Below are 15,329 nucleotides of genomic sequence, written 5' to 3' on the forward strand. Positions count from 1 at the left end.
TTAAACAAATGTACAGAAATCTTATCACAAAAAAATCCACCAGGGCCTTTCTCCTGACGTCAGCATTGATTTACGGAGGTGTTATGCAATCATTTGCTCAAATTTCCCTTACAGGTCAGCTACGTCCAAGAGCTGAAGTAAGAGATGGTGTCGGAAATTTAGTTCCTAAAGGATCAGTGCCTGCATCCTTTATTTCTCAACGCACAAGATTAGCATTTGGCTACAAATGGGATAGGTTGACGTTTGGCGCTACAGTACAGGATATACGTGTTTGGGGTCAGGATGCATCCACTATTTCTAATGCAGATGGAAACAGACTAATGCTTCATGAAGGTTGGGGCGAAGTTGTATTGGCAAATAAAGCAGATACAACTATAGGCTTCAAGTTATTAGATAATCTTTCCTTTAAAATTGGTCGTCAGGAACTGGTTTATGATGATGCCCGTCTTATTGGAAACCTGGATTGGTTGCAACAAGGACGTCGCTTTGACATGGCGCTATTAAAAACCGTTCATCATGGATGGCAAGTTGATCTTGGCTTTGCTTATAATCAAAACTCAGACAATTTCGGGTTAACAGGAACAACTTATATCCCTGGAAACATTCCACAATTTATTAAAAATGATGTCGGCGAACTTGTGCCTACTCCTGCCGGAATGGTTCCATTAATTGCTGCAAACGGAAACAGTTCCGCAGCAGGAAACCCGACCTTTTCTAATCCTCCGAGCACAAATGCTGCAAACCAGGATTATAAAAACTTTCAGAGTTTATATATCTCTAAAAAAATCAATCAGACAAAAATATCGATTCTTGGATTTAAAGATGCCTTTGCACGATACACTGTCGGTTCTGTTGCTGCGGGAGAAGGATTGGTTTATGGAAGAATGTTTAATCTGAAAGAAACAAACGACCGTTACACGGTTGGAGCAATGATCAGTCCTACATTCGGAAATGCTTCCGGTTTCGGAAAGATCGCTGTTCAAGGCGCTTACTACCAGCAATTAGGCGAAGACAGAGATGGAAAAGCGCTGAATGCTTATCATTATACTGTTGCTGCAACATATAGCAAAGGAAAATTTACCGTAGGCCCGGGTATTGACTTATTATCTGGTAATAAAACGACTACTCCGACTTCCGAAAGCAAAAGATTTGACCCTTTATATGGCACGCCTCACAAATTCTGGGGATATATGGATTACTTCTATGCAGGTACTAATTCACCAGCCGCAGGCTTATTGAATTATTACATGAAATCTAAATTCACAGCCAATGAATTTTTCATCACTGCCGACTATCATCATTTCGCAGTTGCAAACAAAATGGCTGCTACTCCTCAGAAAGATTTAGGAGATGAAATTGATCTGGTAGCCAATTACACTCTAAACAAATTTACTTCTGTTGAACTTGGTTACTCGATGATGTTTGCAGCAAGAGATGCAATGAAAGCTGCAAAGGGCCAGACCGCGACAAATCTAGACAAACAGGCGAAATGGGGCTTTATCTCATTGAATATTCGTCCTGATTTCTTTTTCACCAAACCAGTAGCTATCAAACAATAATCAAACTCAAAAAAACTAGAATTATAGAGATGAAAAAATTCAATACAATATATAAAAGATCTGTAATGCTGATCGCATTAACAGGGCTGATTGTTTCTACCACGGGATTTAATGCTGCGGCAAAAAAAATAAAACTAGGCTTTATTCCACTAACTGATTGCGCACCCTTGGTAGCGGCAAAAGAGTTAGGACTATTTGCTAAATATGGTGTAGATGTTGAACTTTCTAAAGAGTCATCATGGGCAAATGTTCGCGACAAAATACTTTTAGGCGAGCTTGACGGCGCTCATTGCCTGTTCTCTATGCCACTTTCTGTATATACAGGTATTGGCGGTAAAGCCGGATCCGAAATGAAAATTGCAATGATGTTGAACAACAACGGCCAGGCAATTACTCTTTCTAAGGAATTCTGTGGACTAACTGGATATAAAGAAGTAAATAAGGCCGCCGCTGCTACAAAAAAAGTACAGGGTCGTAAAGAAGTGACTTTTGCCATGACTTTCCCCGGTGGAACTCATGACATCTGGTTACGCTATTGGTTAGCTGCAGCTGGCATCAATGCAAAATCTGTAGGTATCATTACTATTCCTCCACCGCAAATGGTCGCGAATATGCGTGTTGATAACATGGAGGGCTTTTGTGTTGGCGAGCCATGGGGTGGGGTTGCGGCAGCTCAAAATGTAGGTTTCACACATATTGCAAGTCAGGATTTATGGAGCGATCATCCGGAAAAAGCCCTCGTAGTGAATTCAAAATTTGCTGCAAGCCAAAGAGACGATCTTAAAAAAGTAATGAAAGCTATCATTGAAGCTCAAAAATGGCTAGACAATCTGGGTAACCGTAAAAAAGCGGCAAGCTGGTTAACTAAACCGTATTACGTAAATGCACCTTTAGCCATAATCGAAGCCAGATTACAAGGCAGCAGTGATTTAGGCTGTGACTTGGGTATTCAGAAATACAAAGGCAATTACATGACTTTTTACAAAAACGGAATTGTTACCACTCCTAAAAAAGTTTACGCCTATTGGTTTCTTGCTCAATTTGTACGATTTGGTTATTTAAAATCTGAGCCGAATTATGCAGCAATTGCTGACAAACTTATCCTTGATGATTTGTTCGCTGAGGTGGCAAAAGAAATGAATGTACCGGTGCAGGCGGACATGCATTCTATAAAGACCAATTACGATGTAGTATTTGATCCTAAAAACATAAGTACATACTTAAAAACGACGAAGAGATAATTTAAAAAATATCCCGGCGTAATGCCGGGATTTAATAACAGATAAGATGAAGAAGATACTTACACTTGACACACTATACACAATTCTTTCATTTTTCGGAAGTTTGTTGATTTTAGGACTTATATGGGAGCTTGTCGCCATAGTTACCGAACATGAAATACCAGGCCCGATACCAACCTGGGCAGTGTTTAAAGAACTTATTGCTGAACCTTTTTATGACCGTGGGCCAAATGATAAAGGTATTGGAAATCAACTTTTCAGTTCTATTTACCGTGTATTCCTTGGATTTGGAATTGGAAGTCTTATAGCAATCCCTATGGGCCTGATGATGGGATCTTCCCTAATCATGATGCGTTTGTTTAATCCTCTGGTTCAAATCCTTCGTCCTGTGTCACCACTCGCGTGGTTTCCTTTAGGATTACTTGCTTTTCAGGCAGCTGAAGGTGCAACTGTATTTATTATAGCCATTACATCTCTTTGGCCAACACTTATTAACACTTCCTTTGGAGTTTCCAGTATACCGGCAGATCATAAAAATGTAGGCAAAGCCTTTGGTTTTTCTAAATGGAAATATGTCACTAAAATTATGCTTCCTTTCGCATTGCCTCATATCATCACTGGATTAAGATTATCAATCGGTGTGGCCTGGTTAGTAATTGTAGCTGGAGAAATGCTTTCCGGCGGAGTTGGAATTGGATTTTTTGTTTGGGACAGCTGGAACGGATTATCTCTTGAGAAAATTCTTATTGCCATCCTTATTATAGGTACGGTAGGTTTAATACTGGATAAAATATTCAGTGCTGCTCAACACGCTTTAACCTGGGAGAATAAATAATCTGTCAATAAATACTAAAAACGAATTGTTATGATACTTACAGAAACAGAAGCAGCGGTTATTAAATCAGGTGAGACAGATTTAAGGGCTGATGCGATAAAAATTGATAATGTTACAGTTTCTTTCAAATCCAAGAAGGGAATCTACACTGCCATTGATAACATCAGCCTTAATGTAAAAAAGGGAGAAATTGTAACCTTAATTGGCCACTCAGGATGTGGTAAATCGACCTTAATGAATACTATTTCCGGAATGGTTAAGCCAACACAGGGTGAAGTGTATGCGAACGGAAACCTGGTAAAAGGCCCGGGACCTGACAGAGGAATTGTATTTCAAAATTATTCACTATTGCCATGGCTGACGGTTTTTCAAAACATCTATGTAGCGGTAGACTCAGCTATTAAAAACTTATCCGCCAGCGAAAAAAAGGAACTGGTTGAAAAAAACCTTCATATGGTGAATTTATGGGAACACAGACATAAATTACCTGGTCATCTGTCCGGCGGAATGAAACAACGTGTTGCCATTGCCAGAGCCTTTGCAATAAATCCAAGCATTTTATTACTGGATGAACCCTTTGGTGCTTTAGATGCACTTACAAAAAGCTCCATGCATATTGAGCTTCTGAAATTATGGAATCTGGATAACAGAAATAAAACGATTGTTATGGTTACCCATGATATTGAAGAGGCTATTTTCTTGTCAGACCGTGTAGTGGTGATGAATAATGGTCCAGCTGCTACAATTAAAGAGATTGTAGAAATCCCTCTTGACAGACCAAGAAATAAAAAATCTATAGTACATGAAACAGGCTACATGGATACTCATGATAGATTGTTGAGTTTACTAATTGACAAATTTGACATTAATGATATAGCCTGATATAGGCTGCCGTTGCGAGACGGGAAGAAATTAAATTTAGTTTCTCGTCTCTATTAAGATGACAGCCAAAACGTTAAAAGAACAAACAATAAAACATAAACAACAAACACTAAAACAATGAATAAACCGCTTGATAAATTAAATATTTTTACTTCTAAAGGAATACAGATGAAAACCTTCCACATCACGTGGATAACCTTCTTCTTTTGCTTCTTTGGTTGGTTCGGTATCGCTCCTCTTATGCCTCTAATAAGAGAACAACTCGGTTTAAGCAAAGAGCAAATCGGAAATATAATTATAGCATCGGTATCTGCAACCATATTTGCCCGCCTTCTTATCGGCCGGTTATGTGACACCTTAGGCCCTCGCCTGTCGTACACTATTTTACTTGCCGTAGGCGCAATTCCGGTTATGTTTATAGGTCTGGCAGACAGCTATGAAAGCTTTTTACTATTTCGTTTTGTAATAGGCATTATCGGGGCCTCATTTGTAATTACTCAGTTTCATACCTCTATGATGTTTGCTCCCAATATTGTCGGTACAGCAAATGCTGTTGCTGGCGGCTGGGGAAACCTTGGGGGCGGTGTTACTAATCTTGTTATGCCATTAGTCGCAGGCGTTTTTGTAACATTAGGTTACTCGAGCGAAGCCGATTCATGGCGCTATGCAATGGTTGTACCAGGCATTATTCTTCTGGTTATGGCAGTGATTTACTTCAAATACACAAAAGATACTCCAAAGGGAAATTACAGTGAAATTCAACGTACCGCAAAAGTTAAAACCAAGGGCACTTTTGTTGCCGCAATGAAAGATTATCGTACATGGATTCTTGCATTAGCGTATGCTTGCTGTTTTGGGATCGAAATTACGGTTGATAACGTCGCAGCTATCTTTTTTGTTGACAATTTTAATACAACAATGGTTATGGCCGGAGCTTTAGCTGCAATTTTTGGATTAATGAACCTGTTTGCCCGTGCTTTAGGAGGAATTGTGAGTGATAAAGTAGGAAATATCTACGGTTTGAGGGGAAAAGGAATATTATTAGGTGTATTTTTGCTCCTTCAGGGTTTAGGAATTGTATTATTCGCAAAATCAGGAAGCTTGACGATGGCAATTGTTTCCATGCTGATTTTTGCATTATTCTTAAAAATGGCGAATGGAACTACTTATTCTATTGTACCATTTGTAAATAAAAAAGCTATTGGCTCTGTTAGCGGTATAGTTGGAGCAGGCGGAAACTTAGGGGCCATGTTAGCCGGCTTTCTTTTTAAAGCCAAATCACTTACCTATGTAGACGCTTTTCTATATATAGGAATAACGGTAGCAGTTATTGGTTTACTGGTAACCTTTATACCTTTTAATATTTCAAAAGAAACTGATGAAGCTGCAATCGATGTTAATAAGTTAGAATTACAGCCGGTTGGGGTTCAAGCTTAACCTTTAGGTGGGAATGCGGCATTTTTTTAAAGAGGAGAAATTTTGAGTCATAAAATACATAATCAATCATTTAACACCACCTGCTGCTATTGTGGTGTTGGTTGCGGAATTGTAGTCAATAAAGACAAAAGCGATGTAATTACTTTAACCGGGGATATGGATCACCCGGTTAATAAAGGAATGTTGTGTAGTAAAGGGTTGAACCTGCATTATACCGTTAATGACAAAACAGACCGATTGCTATTCCCTCAAATGCGGCTAAACAAAAGCATGCCTTTACAACGTGTTAGCTGGGATAATGCCTTAGAAAAAGCTGCAGCAGTTTTTAAAACCTTTATTGAAAAATATGGCCCCGATTCTGTGGCTTTTTACGCTTCCGGGCAGTGCCTGACCGAGGAGTATTATGTTATAAATAAGCTGATAAAAGGATTTATCGGAAGCAATAACATCGATACCAATTCCCGGCTTTGCATGAGCAGTGCAGTTGTTGGTTATAAGATGACTCTTGGTGAAGACAGCGTTCCTATATGTTATGATGACATTGAACTGGCCGATTGCTTTTATGTAACCGGAGCTAATCCTGCATGGTGCCATCCCATTATCTGGAGACGGGTAGAAGCTCATAAAGCTGAGAATCCAAATGTTAAAATTATAGTTGTTGATCCTCGTGTAACTGATTCCTGTTCGATCGCTGATTTACACCTTCAGCTTAATCCGGGAACGGATATTACTTTAAATTACGCTATTGGTCGTGCTCTTATCGAAAACGGTGATATCGATTTAGATTTTGTTAAAAATCATACAGAAGGATTCGAGCGCTATCGCGAACTGGTATTTGAAAAAAGTTTAGCAGAAGCCTCGGTTATTTGTGGTGTTCCTGAAGCAGATATTCGGCTGGCGGCACAATACATCGGAAATGCAAAAGGATTTTTAACAATGTGGACCATGGGATTAAACCAAAGTTCCATTGGCGTAAATAAAAATCTCAGTTTAATCAACCTTAATCTCATTACCGGTCACATTGGCAAGCCTGGCTCAGGTCCCTTTTCTTTAACAGGACAACCGAACGCTATGGGCGGACGCGAAGTTGGTGGCTTATCAAACTTACTTCCCGCGCACCGGGATCTGAATAATCCTCTGCATCGTGAAGAAGTTCAAAAATTCTGGAAAGGAACAACCATTTCTCCTAAACCTGGATTAACAGCAACAGAAATGTTTGATGCTTTAAATGATGGTCGTTTAAAAGCAATCTGGATAATCTGTACAAATCCACTTACCAGTTTACCTAACTCCCGGCATGTAGAAGAAGGCCTTAAAAAAGCAAAATTCGTTGTTGTTCAAGAAATTACCCATAAGGCAGAAACCTTAAAGTATGCGGATGTAGTTCTTCCTGCTGCAACATGGACAGAGAAAGAAGGAACTATGACAAATTCTGAAAGGCGGATAAGTCATATAAGTAAAATAATCCCAGCTCCCGGTGAAGCACTTCCTGATTCGGAAATTATTTGTCGCTTTGCGCAAAAAATGGGTTTTAGCGGATTTGATTATACATCGCCGGAAGAGATTTACCTGGAACATACCAGACTTACCGCAAAAACGAACGTTAATATCAGCGGACTGGATTATGATTTTATAAAAAAGAATAAAACTGTTCAATGGCCTTTTAATAAAAAAACTGGCAGCGGAACAGCACGCTTATTCACAAATAAAAAGTTTTATACAGAAAGCACTAAGGCCAAAATTCACTCTCCGGCAGATGTCTTATTGAGTGAAATGCCAAATGAAGATTTTCCGTTTATTCTTACTACAGGTCGAATCAGAGATCAGTGGCATACAATGAGTAAAACGGGAAAAGTAAATAAGCTTAACAAACATATTCCGCAGGCATTTTTAGAAATACATCCTGATGATGCAGCCTCTCTGAATATCCAGGAAGATAATATAGTAATTGTAAAATCACGCCGTGGTGAAGTACGGTTGAAGGCAAAACTTACGTCTGCAATTAAAAAAGGCGTAGTTTTTCTTCCTATGCACTGGGGTAAAATACTGGGTAACGATTTAAATCGGGCAAATAACCTTACAAGTGATCTTATTGATCCCATATCCAAGGAACCTGACTTTAAATTCTGTGCAGTTAGCATTGAAAAATATAAAAAGCCTGCTCAGCGTATTGTTGTTATAGGCGCAGGTGCGGGCTCTTTCGGATTTGTTAAATCGTACCGGGAAATTAACCAGGAAGACGAAATTACAATCTTCAGCAAAGAAGATTTCCCATTTTATAACAGAGTTATGCTTCCCGATTATATCAGTGGTGAGCAGAAATGGGACCAGCTGGTTAAAATGAAGGACTCGGAAGAGCCTGAATATAATATTCGATTATTAAGAGGAATAAGCGTTGTAAAAGTTAACCGCGAGGAAAAATACGTTACAGATTCACGCGGTCTTAAAACCCCATATGATGTTTTAATTATGGCAACCGGCAGCCGTGCGGCTGTCCCGAGAAATGTCCCTTCCCTTCCGGGAATATTTACAATGAGAAGTCGTTTAGATGCCGACAATTTCAAAAGACACGTACCTAAAAACGGTCATGTAGTGATTGTAGGTGGCGGCTTACTGGGACTTGAAATGGCGGCGTCCTTGCGTGAAATAGGCATTAAAATTACCATTGTACAACGAATCTCCCGTTTTCTGAACCGGCAGCTGGATCCTTTGGGAAGCCAGCTTCTGCATGAAGAAATGGTTGATCAGGGTTGCGACATCTATTATAATGATGAAGTTCAGTTATTCTATGGAAGATCGAAACTTACCGGTATAGGTTTAGCCAGTGGTAGAAAAATTGATTGCGATGCTATGATTTTAGCTATCGGTACAGTTCCGAATATAGAATTGGCCAGAGAAATCGGGCTGGACTGTAAACGTGGTGTTGTTGTAAATGAACGTTTATTAACCAACGACCCTTCTATCTTCGCTATTGGAGAAATAGCCGAATTTGACGGGGTTTTATACGGCATAACCGCTGCAGCCGAAAAGCAGGCAGAAATTGTAGCTCATTATCTCAACGGTGATATCGCCAGTTATTATAAAGGCAGTCTGTTCATGAATATTATTAAAATTCAGGGCTTTGATTTATGCAGTATTGGCGAGGCTGAATACCCTGAAAATGATAAAAGCTATGAAGAAATTGTTTTCATAGATAAAGCTAAAAGATATTATAAAAAATGTATCGTTCGTGAAGACCGTTTAGTAGGCGCTATTCTAATTGGAGATAAATCAGAGTTCCAGGAGTTTAGAGAACTGATAGATGGTAAAATAGAATTGAGTGAAAAACGCCTGCATCTGCTTAGAAGCGGTAAAAAAGCCGAACCGGTTTTAGGCAAACTGGTTTGCAGTTGCAATAATGTAGGTGCCGATAATATTAAAGGGAAAATTAATGAAGGATGTAGTTCTTTCAAAGATTTATGCTCTGCTACAGGAGCCGGAACTGGTTGTGGTTCTTGCAAACCGGAAGTAAAGCGAATTTTGGAAGAAACCTTAAATGAACAAGTTGTTGCAAACTTATTAATATGAGCGAACAAACTGATAGCAAACATCTTATTAAAGTAAATCTACGCGGAGGAATAGTTGCGGCAGGAGATTTACTTGATATCTTAAATGCTGCCGAAAAGGCCGGTATAGAAAAAGTAAGTCTGGGTAACCGTCAGCAGCTGTTTTTGTCTGTAGCGCAAGAGCAACTGGAAGATTTAGAACATGAATTTTCTATCGCAGATATTGATTTTGAAATTGGAACAGATATCTATCCGAACATTGTAAGCTCCTACGTTTCAGAGGATATTTTCAGTACTTCAAACTGGCTCAGAGAAGGTGTATATAAGGATATTATGGACCTGTTTGATACGAAGCCAAAGTTGAAGATCAACCTGGCAGATAACAATCAGACATTCATTCCTTTCTTTACAGGAAACCTGAATTTCATTGCTTCTGACACCAGCAATTACTGGCATCTTCATATCCGATTTCCGAAAACCAACATCTTTTATATCTGGCCAACTTTAATTTACACGGAAGACATTTCTGCTTTAAGCCTTGATATAGAAAAAGTTATACTGGGAAATAAAAGTCATTTTTACGACCAGCCCGCCATAGATGGAAATCTGCTTTTCCTTGAGATCTCTTCAGATAAAAAGGTGACCCGAAATCCAGAGGAGCAACTAATCCTCCCCGATTTTCAACTTCCCTATTATGAGGGATTTAACAAATATGACGACAAGTACTGGTTAGGTATATATAAGAGGAACGAAGAATATTCTGTTGCTTTCCTGAAAGACGTTTGTGCAGTCTGTTTGCAATCCAGAATAGGCCAGATTAATACTACTCCCTGGAAATCAATTATTATTAAAGGCATTTCGGCAGAAGAAAGGAAACGCTGGAACTGGATTTTAGCTAAGCACCGCATTAACGTACGCCACGCTTCCAATGAACTCAACTGGCAAATTGAAGACAACTGCGATTATGCCTTAAAACTAAAAAATCATTTAGTACGACAGTTTGATATTAATGACGTAAGAACGTTTAAGCTCTGCTTTGCGATTAAAGTTAATCCCAAAACAGGTTTGTTTGGTTCTGTAATAATCAGAAAGAGACTTGAAGATCAGGAGGAAATTTTTGATATCCTCCATACCCGTGACTTTAACCCTAATTCTAAAGACTTTGTAACATACAAAGAGGAAGTGCCTCTCGACAACTTACCCTCGACATTAGTAGAACTTTGTGACTATTTTTATGAATTGCAGACAAACGGCAACAGTTTATCTGCTGTAAACTGGGACAAGAATGAGGATATTAAAACTGAAGAGGCTCCTGTACTCGTTTATCAATGCACACACTGTCAAACCGTATATGATCCGTTCTATGGAGACAGTTTAAATAATATCCCCGCGGGAACTCCTTTTAAGAAACTGGATGAAAATTATTGCTGCCAGATGTGTGAGGCCCCTAAATCGGATTTTATAGAAGTGGACAAGAATTCTTTAGTTGATTCTATTTAAGCTTATAAACAATCAGGCTCAATACTGGCAGGTTCTTGGAACTTTGTATGCGGCAATCTTAAAATTTAAGTTTAAATCTAAAAATCTCATTAACATCAATCTGAATACAAATTAGGAATTCATAAGCCTTTCATCGATTATTTGATATAATCCTTTTACATAAACCCGAAAAACCATTAATAGAATTTATCTAAGTTTGTAAGAATGGATATTAATATACTCCTTGCTATGTCCCTCTTTATTGTAGGTTTTCTGTACGCCTCGGTAGGTCATGGCGGAGCAAGCGGGTACCTGGCTGTTTTATCAATTTTTGCAATCCCTGTAGTTAGCTATAAACCTATTATTTTAATTTTAAATATCCTTGTTGCCGGTATAGGTTTCATCCAGTTTACGAGGGCAGGCTTTTTCAAATGGAAACTTTGCTGGCCATTCTTAATCACCTCATTACCAATGGCATTCATTGGATCAAAGATGACTATTGAAGGCGATATATATAATTTAATATTAGGTATAGCGTTAATTATTCCGGTAATACGCTTACTTGGCTTAATCCCCGGTGAAAAAGACACACAAAAAGAAATATCTATACCCCTGGCCTTAGTTTTTGGATTAATCATGGGTTTACTTGCAGGGATGTTAAGCATAGGAGGAGGAATTTTTCTTAGTCCTTTACTTATCATTATGGCATGGGGAAATTCTAAAGAAGCAGCGGCAGCGTCTGCTCTTTTTATAGTATTGAATTCTGTATCCGGCTTATTGGGCCATTCATCCGAAATCCAAATTGGACAAGAATCGTTAATTTGGTTTTCTTCTGCACTGGCAGGAGGAATAGCAGGGTCTTATTTTGGTAGCAGGCATTTTGCAGTAAATACTGTTAAATATTTATTAAGCGCCGTGTTGGCGATAGCTTCCTGCAAGCTAATATTTTTTATGTGATGGCTGAGATTATAGATTCATACGGACGAACATTCAAAACACTTCGGGTAAGCCTGATTAATACCTGCAATCTGGGCTGTGTGTATTGTACGTTTGGTAATGATGAACAAAAAGAAAACTATAAATCTTCTAAAGAAAAGTCGCTTTCACCTGCTGAATTAGGTCATTTAATTAAGCAATTACATGAGGTTCTTAACTTAGATACTATCCGCTTTACGGGTGGTGAACCTCTATTGTATAAAGAGCTTCCTGAACTTGTAAAATCAGTGAAGAATTCAGGCATAGACGATTTGAAAATCACCACAAATGGTTTATTGCTGGAAAACATGGCGAGAAGACTTAAAGATGCCGGTATCACTGAGTTAAATGTTTCTTTAGATGCTTTTGATGAAGATGTTTTTTACAAAATGAGTCGCCGTAGTGGTATTAACAGAACATTTAATGGTATCGATTCAGCAATAAAAGCCGGAATTAAAGTTAAGATTAACAGTGTGATAATGAAGGGATTGAACGAATCTCAAATCATCCCTTTACTCAACTTTGCTGCCGATAAAGGCATCACTATCCGATTTTTAGAGATAATGGCAATGGGGCATTTATATGGTAGTTCCGACCAGCACTTTTTTTCTCAGGAAGAGATACTCGATACCATAAATCAGCATTATAACTTTAAACGATTATCCAGGCAGCACTCATCAACAGCAAATTACTGGCAAACTGATGAAGGACACACATTTGGTATTGTAGCTAATGAAAGCGAGCCTTTTTGCAGCGATTGCAACCGTTTAAGATTAGATTCTTACGGGAATATTTATGGATGTTTAAGCAGTAATCATCCTATCTCAATTAAAAATATTGATAACAATGAATTGGTTCTTCGTTTGGAACAAGCCTTGAAACAAAAACAGTCTCTGAGGTTTGCCGGAAGTGAACTGAGTATGATGCATATCGGAGGTTGATTCTGCAAATGATGGAATGTGCAGGCTCTAAATGAGATGTCTCACAATTCAAATCTATTTTAACATGAAAATTGAAGTTTACGCAATATTGAAAGAATATTTTGAAAAGGAGTTTACTCTTCAGCAATCATTCAATGATATAAATGATTTAAAAAGTTTTCTAATTGATAAGAATCCTGAAGCTGCGGGTGTGTTAAACATCAGCAGGTTTGCAGTAGATGAGGAATTTGTTGACAATGACTTTAGACTGAATGAAAATGACAGCATCAGTATTATGCCCCCCAGCAGTGGAGGTTAAGTATATAACTTCTGAACCCATTGACTTAGCCGGATTACTTGCCGCATCACATCATCCACAGGCTGGTGCCGTTGTTTTGTTTAGTGGTGACGTCAGAGACAATAATCTAAGCAAAAACGTTTCCTATCTGGAATATGAAGCCCAGGAAACTATCGCTTCTAAACTTATTTCAGAGATACTCGAAGAAGCCAAGGAAAGATGGAAATTAAACATCGCGGTAGCACAACACAGAATTGGTAAGGTTGGAGTAAGTGAGGCTGCTGTGGTTGTAATAACGGCAACTCCACATCGCCGGGAGGCTTATGAAGCAAACCGTCATATTATTGATCGGATAAAGCATGAAGTGCCGATATGGAAATGCGAATATTTTACTGATGGAACCAAATTATGGGGTGGAAATTGCAATTGCCATGAAATAACCGGTAATCCGACCAAACACATTTACGAATCCGAGAATCAATAATGAAGCCCCTTATTACTATAGAATACTGCCCCAAATGCGGATGGATGCTTCGCTCAGCTTACTTCGCACAAGAACTGTTATCCACATTTTCTGATGATGTTAAAGGCGTTCTGCTTCAGCCAAGTGAAACTGCCGGAACTTTTAAAATCAGCATTGAAAACACATTGATTTTTGATCGTGTAAGTGCCGGAGGCTTTCCTGAAATCAAAGAACTAAAGCAAAAGGTCAGAGATATAGTAAACCCGGAAAAGAGTTTAGGACATTCTGATAGGAAATAAACTTATGGAGAATTTAATTGGCGTGGTGTTATGCGGTGGCAAAAGCTCACGCATGGGCAGAGATAAAGGACAGATTGAGCTCGATGGCAAGCCCTGGGCCCTTTGTATCTCAGAAAAATTAAAAGAGTCAGGCCTTCCTGTAGTTATTTCTATTAATGAAAAGCAAAAAGATGCTTATCAGAAAATTTTTCCCGAAACACCTTTAATTGTAGATGAACTTCCGCTCGACGGACCACTGGAGGGTCTTTTAAGTGTTCATATAAATTTCCCGGACAAGGACATTCTTCTGATGGCTTGTGACTTAATTGATATGCAACAGGAAACTATTCTGGACCTGATTAAAACGTACCGCGAGAATCCTTCATACGAATATTATGTATACGAAGAGAATGGATTCCATCAAACTTTTTGTGCTATTTACACAGCGAAAGGTCTCGCTAAAGTCTATAAAACTTTTGAGGAAAATTCTTTAGGAAAATATAGTTTACATGACAGGTTTGAATCGGGAAACACTATGTACATTCCGGTTAAAAACGACATGAGCTTTAAAAATTACAATACTTTATAGGGGGAGCTTTAAGCTTATAAATTCATTTTAAGGAATTTTTATAGTTTCAATTTGTTTGGTATGAGCACTAAAATACCCCAGTGCACCATTACTGATATTACTGACAGGATTTGCAGGAGTTGTAGAAGCCCCTCCCCTGTTTTGATTTTGATCTAACCCCTGCCAATAACGGAAAACGGCGGGATCTATACAATGCATTTCCAGTTCGGCTGTATCACCTGGCCTGGCGTTTAAGTCCAGGTCGAAAAGCTCTCTGGTCACAACTCTTCCATTGCTGAAGTTATCCTCAAAAGCGAAAATATTTTTAGAAGGCTTTCCATTAATAGTTAATAAAAACCGGTAATAATTTCTCCCTTTAACGGGGTCGGTATATAGTAGTTGAACGGTTCGCTGCTCTTCACCTAGAAACGTACTCACAGATATACCCAAAGAATCTATATTGACCTGATCCGGCATAGTAGATATCGCAGTAAAAACCTTCCCTTCGACCTCAACCCTTAAACTGTATGTTACACCAGAGCGTCCGGTAAAATTACGGGCCGAATAAAAACCAGGCCTCCTTTCTCTCACTGTAACTAATCTGCCGCTGCTGTTATCAAGAATAGTAACAATTGCACCGCTAACTCCCGGAAACTCATTGGATTCACCGAAAGGAACAGAACGGTGTATTTTTACTACTTGTGAATCAATGCGATTAGTAACAATACCCTCAATAACAATTACCGGAGTCGCATTCTTAAGATTCGCATCAATAACTTTCTCGCAGGATGCAAATGCCATTCCTGCGAAAACCAGGATTAATAATAAGTAGGATTTATTATTCATCAT

The 15,329-nt window shown here is 38.8% G+C and carries 14 protein-coding genes; 13 read left to right on the plus strand and 1 reads right to left on the minus strand.

All coding sequences use genetic code 11. The annotated features are described in order from the left end of the window. Positions 1-8 precede the first annotated feature (8 nt). The 13 genes from WG906_RS08340 (at position 9) to WG906_RS08400 (ending at position 14,501) form a co-directional block, all read left to right on the plus strand. On the plus strand, positions 9-1,559 hold the full coding sequence (locus WG906_RS08340) for an alginate export family protein (protein WP_339992116.1): 1,551 nt from the start codon (positions 9-11) through the stop codon (positions 1,557-1,559). Between the two features lie 29 nt (positions 1,560-1,588). Beyond that, complete coding sequence (locus WG906_RS08345) at positions 1,589-2,800, plus strand: CmpA/NrtA family ABC transporter substrate-binding protein (protein ID WP_339992117.1); 1,212 nt, start codon at positions 1,589-1,591, stop codon at positions 2,798-2,800. Positions 2,801-2,846: 46 nt separating this feature from the next. Then, positions 2,847-3,635, plus strand: a complete 789-nt coding sequence (gene ntrB / locus WG906_RS08350) for a nitrate ABC transporter permease (RefSeq protein WP_339992118.1) — start codon at positions 2,847-2,849, stop codon at positions 3,633-3,635. A gap of 30 nt (positions 3,636-3,665) precedes the next feature. Continuing rightward, positions 3,666-4,517 carry an ABC transporter ATP-binding protein gene (locus WG906_RS08355; protein ID WP_339992119.1) on the plus strand — a complete coding sequence of 284 codons (852 nt, stop codon included), beginning with the start codon at positions 3,666-3,668 and terminating at the stop codon, positions 4,515-4,517. 117 nt (positions 4,518-4,634) lie between these two features. Beyond that, positions 4,635-5,954, plus strand: coding sequence for a NarK family nitrate/nitrite MFS transporter (locus WG906_RS08360; protein WP_339992120.1), 1,320 nt, complete (start codon positions 4,635-4,637; stop codon positions 5,952-5,954). A 42-nt stretch (positions 5,955-5,996) separates the two neighbouring features. Then, a complete protein-coding gene (locus WG906_RS08365) occupies positions 5,997-9,521 on the plus strand; it encodes a molybdopterin-dependent oxidoreductase (protein ID WP_339992121.1) in 3,525 nt (1,174 codons plus the stop codon). Then, complete coding sequence (locus WG906_RS08370) at positions 9,518-10,999, plus strand: rubredoxin (protein WP_339992122.1); 1,482 nt, start codon at positions 9,518-9,520, stop codon at positions 10,997-10,999. Before WG906_RS08365 ends, WG906_RS08370 begins: the two co-directional genes overlap by 4 nt. A 204-nt stretch (positions 11,000-11,203) precedes the next feature. After that, positions 11,204-11,935 carry a sulfite exporter TauE/SafE family protein gene (locus WG906_RS08375; RefSeq protein ID WP_339992123.1) on the plus strand — a complete coding sequence of 244 codons (732 nt, stop codon included), beginning with the start codon at positions 11,204-11,206 and terminating at the stop codon, positions 11,933-11,935. Continuing rightward, positions 11,935-12,894 (plus strand): GTP 3',8-cyclase MoaA, encoded by a 960-nt coding sequence (locus tag WG906_RS08380; protein WP_339992124.1) that lies wholly within the window; start codon positions 11,935-11,937, stop codon positions 12,892-12,894. Before WG906_RS08375 ends, WG906_RS08380 begins: the two co-directional genes overlap by 1 nt. A 64-nt stretch (positions 12,895-12,958) precedes the next feature. Beyond that, entirely contained in the window at positions 12,959-13,192 is a 234-nt protein-coding gene (locus WG906_RS08385) for a MoaD/ThiS family protein (RefSeq protein WP_339992125.1), read from the plus strand. Continuing rightward, positions 13,152-13,655, plus strand: coding sequence for a molybdenum cofactor biosynthesis protein MoaE (locus WG906_RS08390; protein WP_339992126.1), 504 nt, complete (start codon positions 13,152-13,154; stop codon positions 13,653-13,655). The genes WG906_RS08385 and WG906_RS08390 overlap by 41 nt, the downstream gene beginning before the upstream one ends. Continuing rightward, the gene (locus WG906_RS08395; protein WP_339992127.1) at positions 13,655-13,933 is read left to right on the plus strand and encodes an Rdx family protein; all 279 of its coding nucleotides are present in this window, start codon (positions 13,655-13,657) and stop codon (positions 13,931-13,933) included. Before WG906_RS08390 ends, WG906_RS08395 begins: the two co-directional genes overlap by 1 nt. Positions 13,934-13,937: 4 nt before the next feature. Then, entirely contained in the window at positions 13,938-14,501 is a 564-nt protein-coding gene (locus WG906_RS08400) for a molybdenum cofactor guanylyltransferase (protein ID WP_339992128.1), read from the plus strand. A 27-nt stretch (positions 14,502-14,528) separates the two neighbouring features. On the opposite strand, the gene WG906_RS08405 is transcribed toward WG906_RS08400, so the two are convergent. Beyond that, positions 14,529-15,329, minus strand: coding sequence for a DUF4249 domain-containing protein (locus tag WG906_RS08405; protein ID WP_339992129.1), 801 nt, complete (start codon positions 15,327-15,329; stop codon positions 14,529-14,531).

It is taken from the genome of Pedobacter superstes, assembly GCF_037622515.1.
GTDB lineage: Bacteria > Bacteroidota > Bacteroidia > Sphingobacteriales > Sphingobacteriaceae > Paradesertivirga > Paradesertivirga superstes.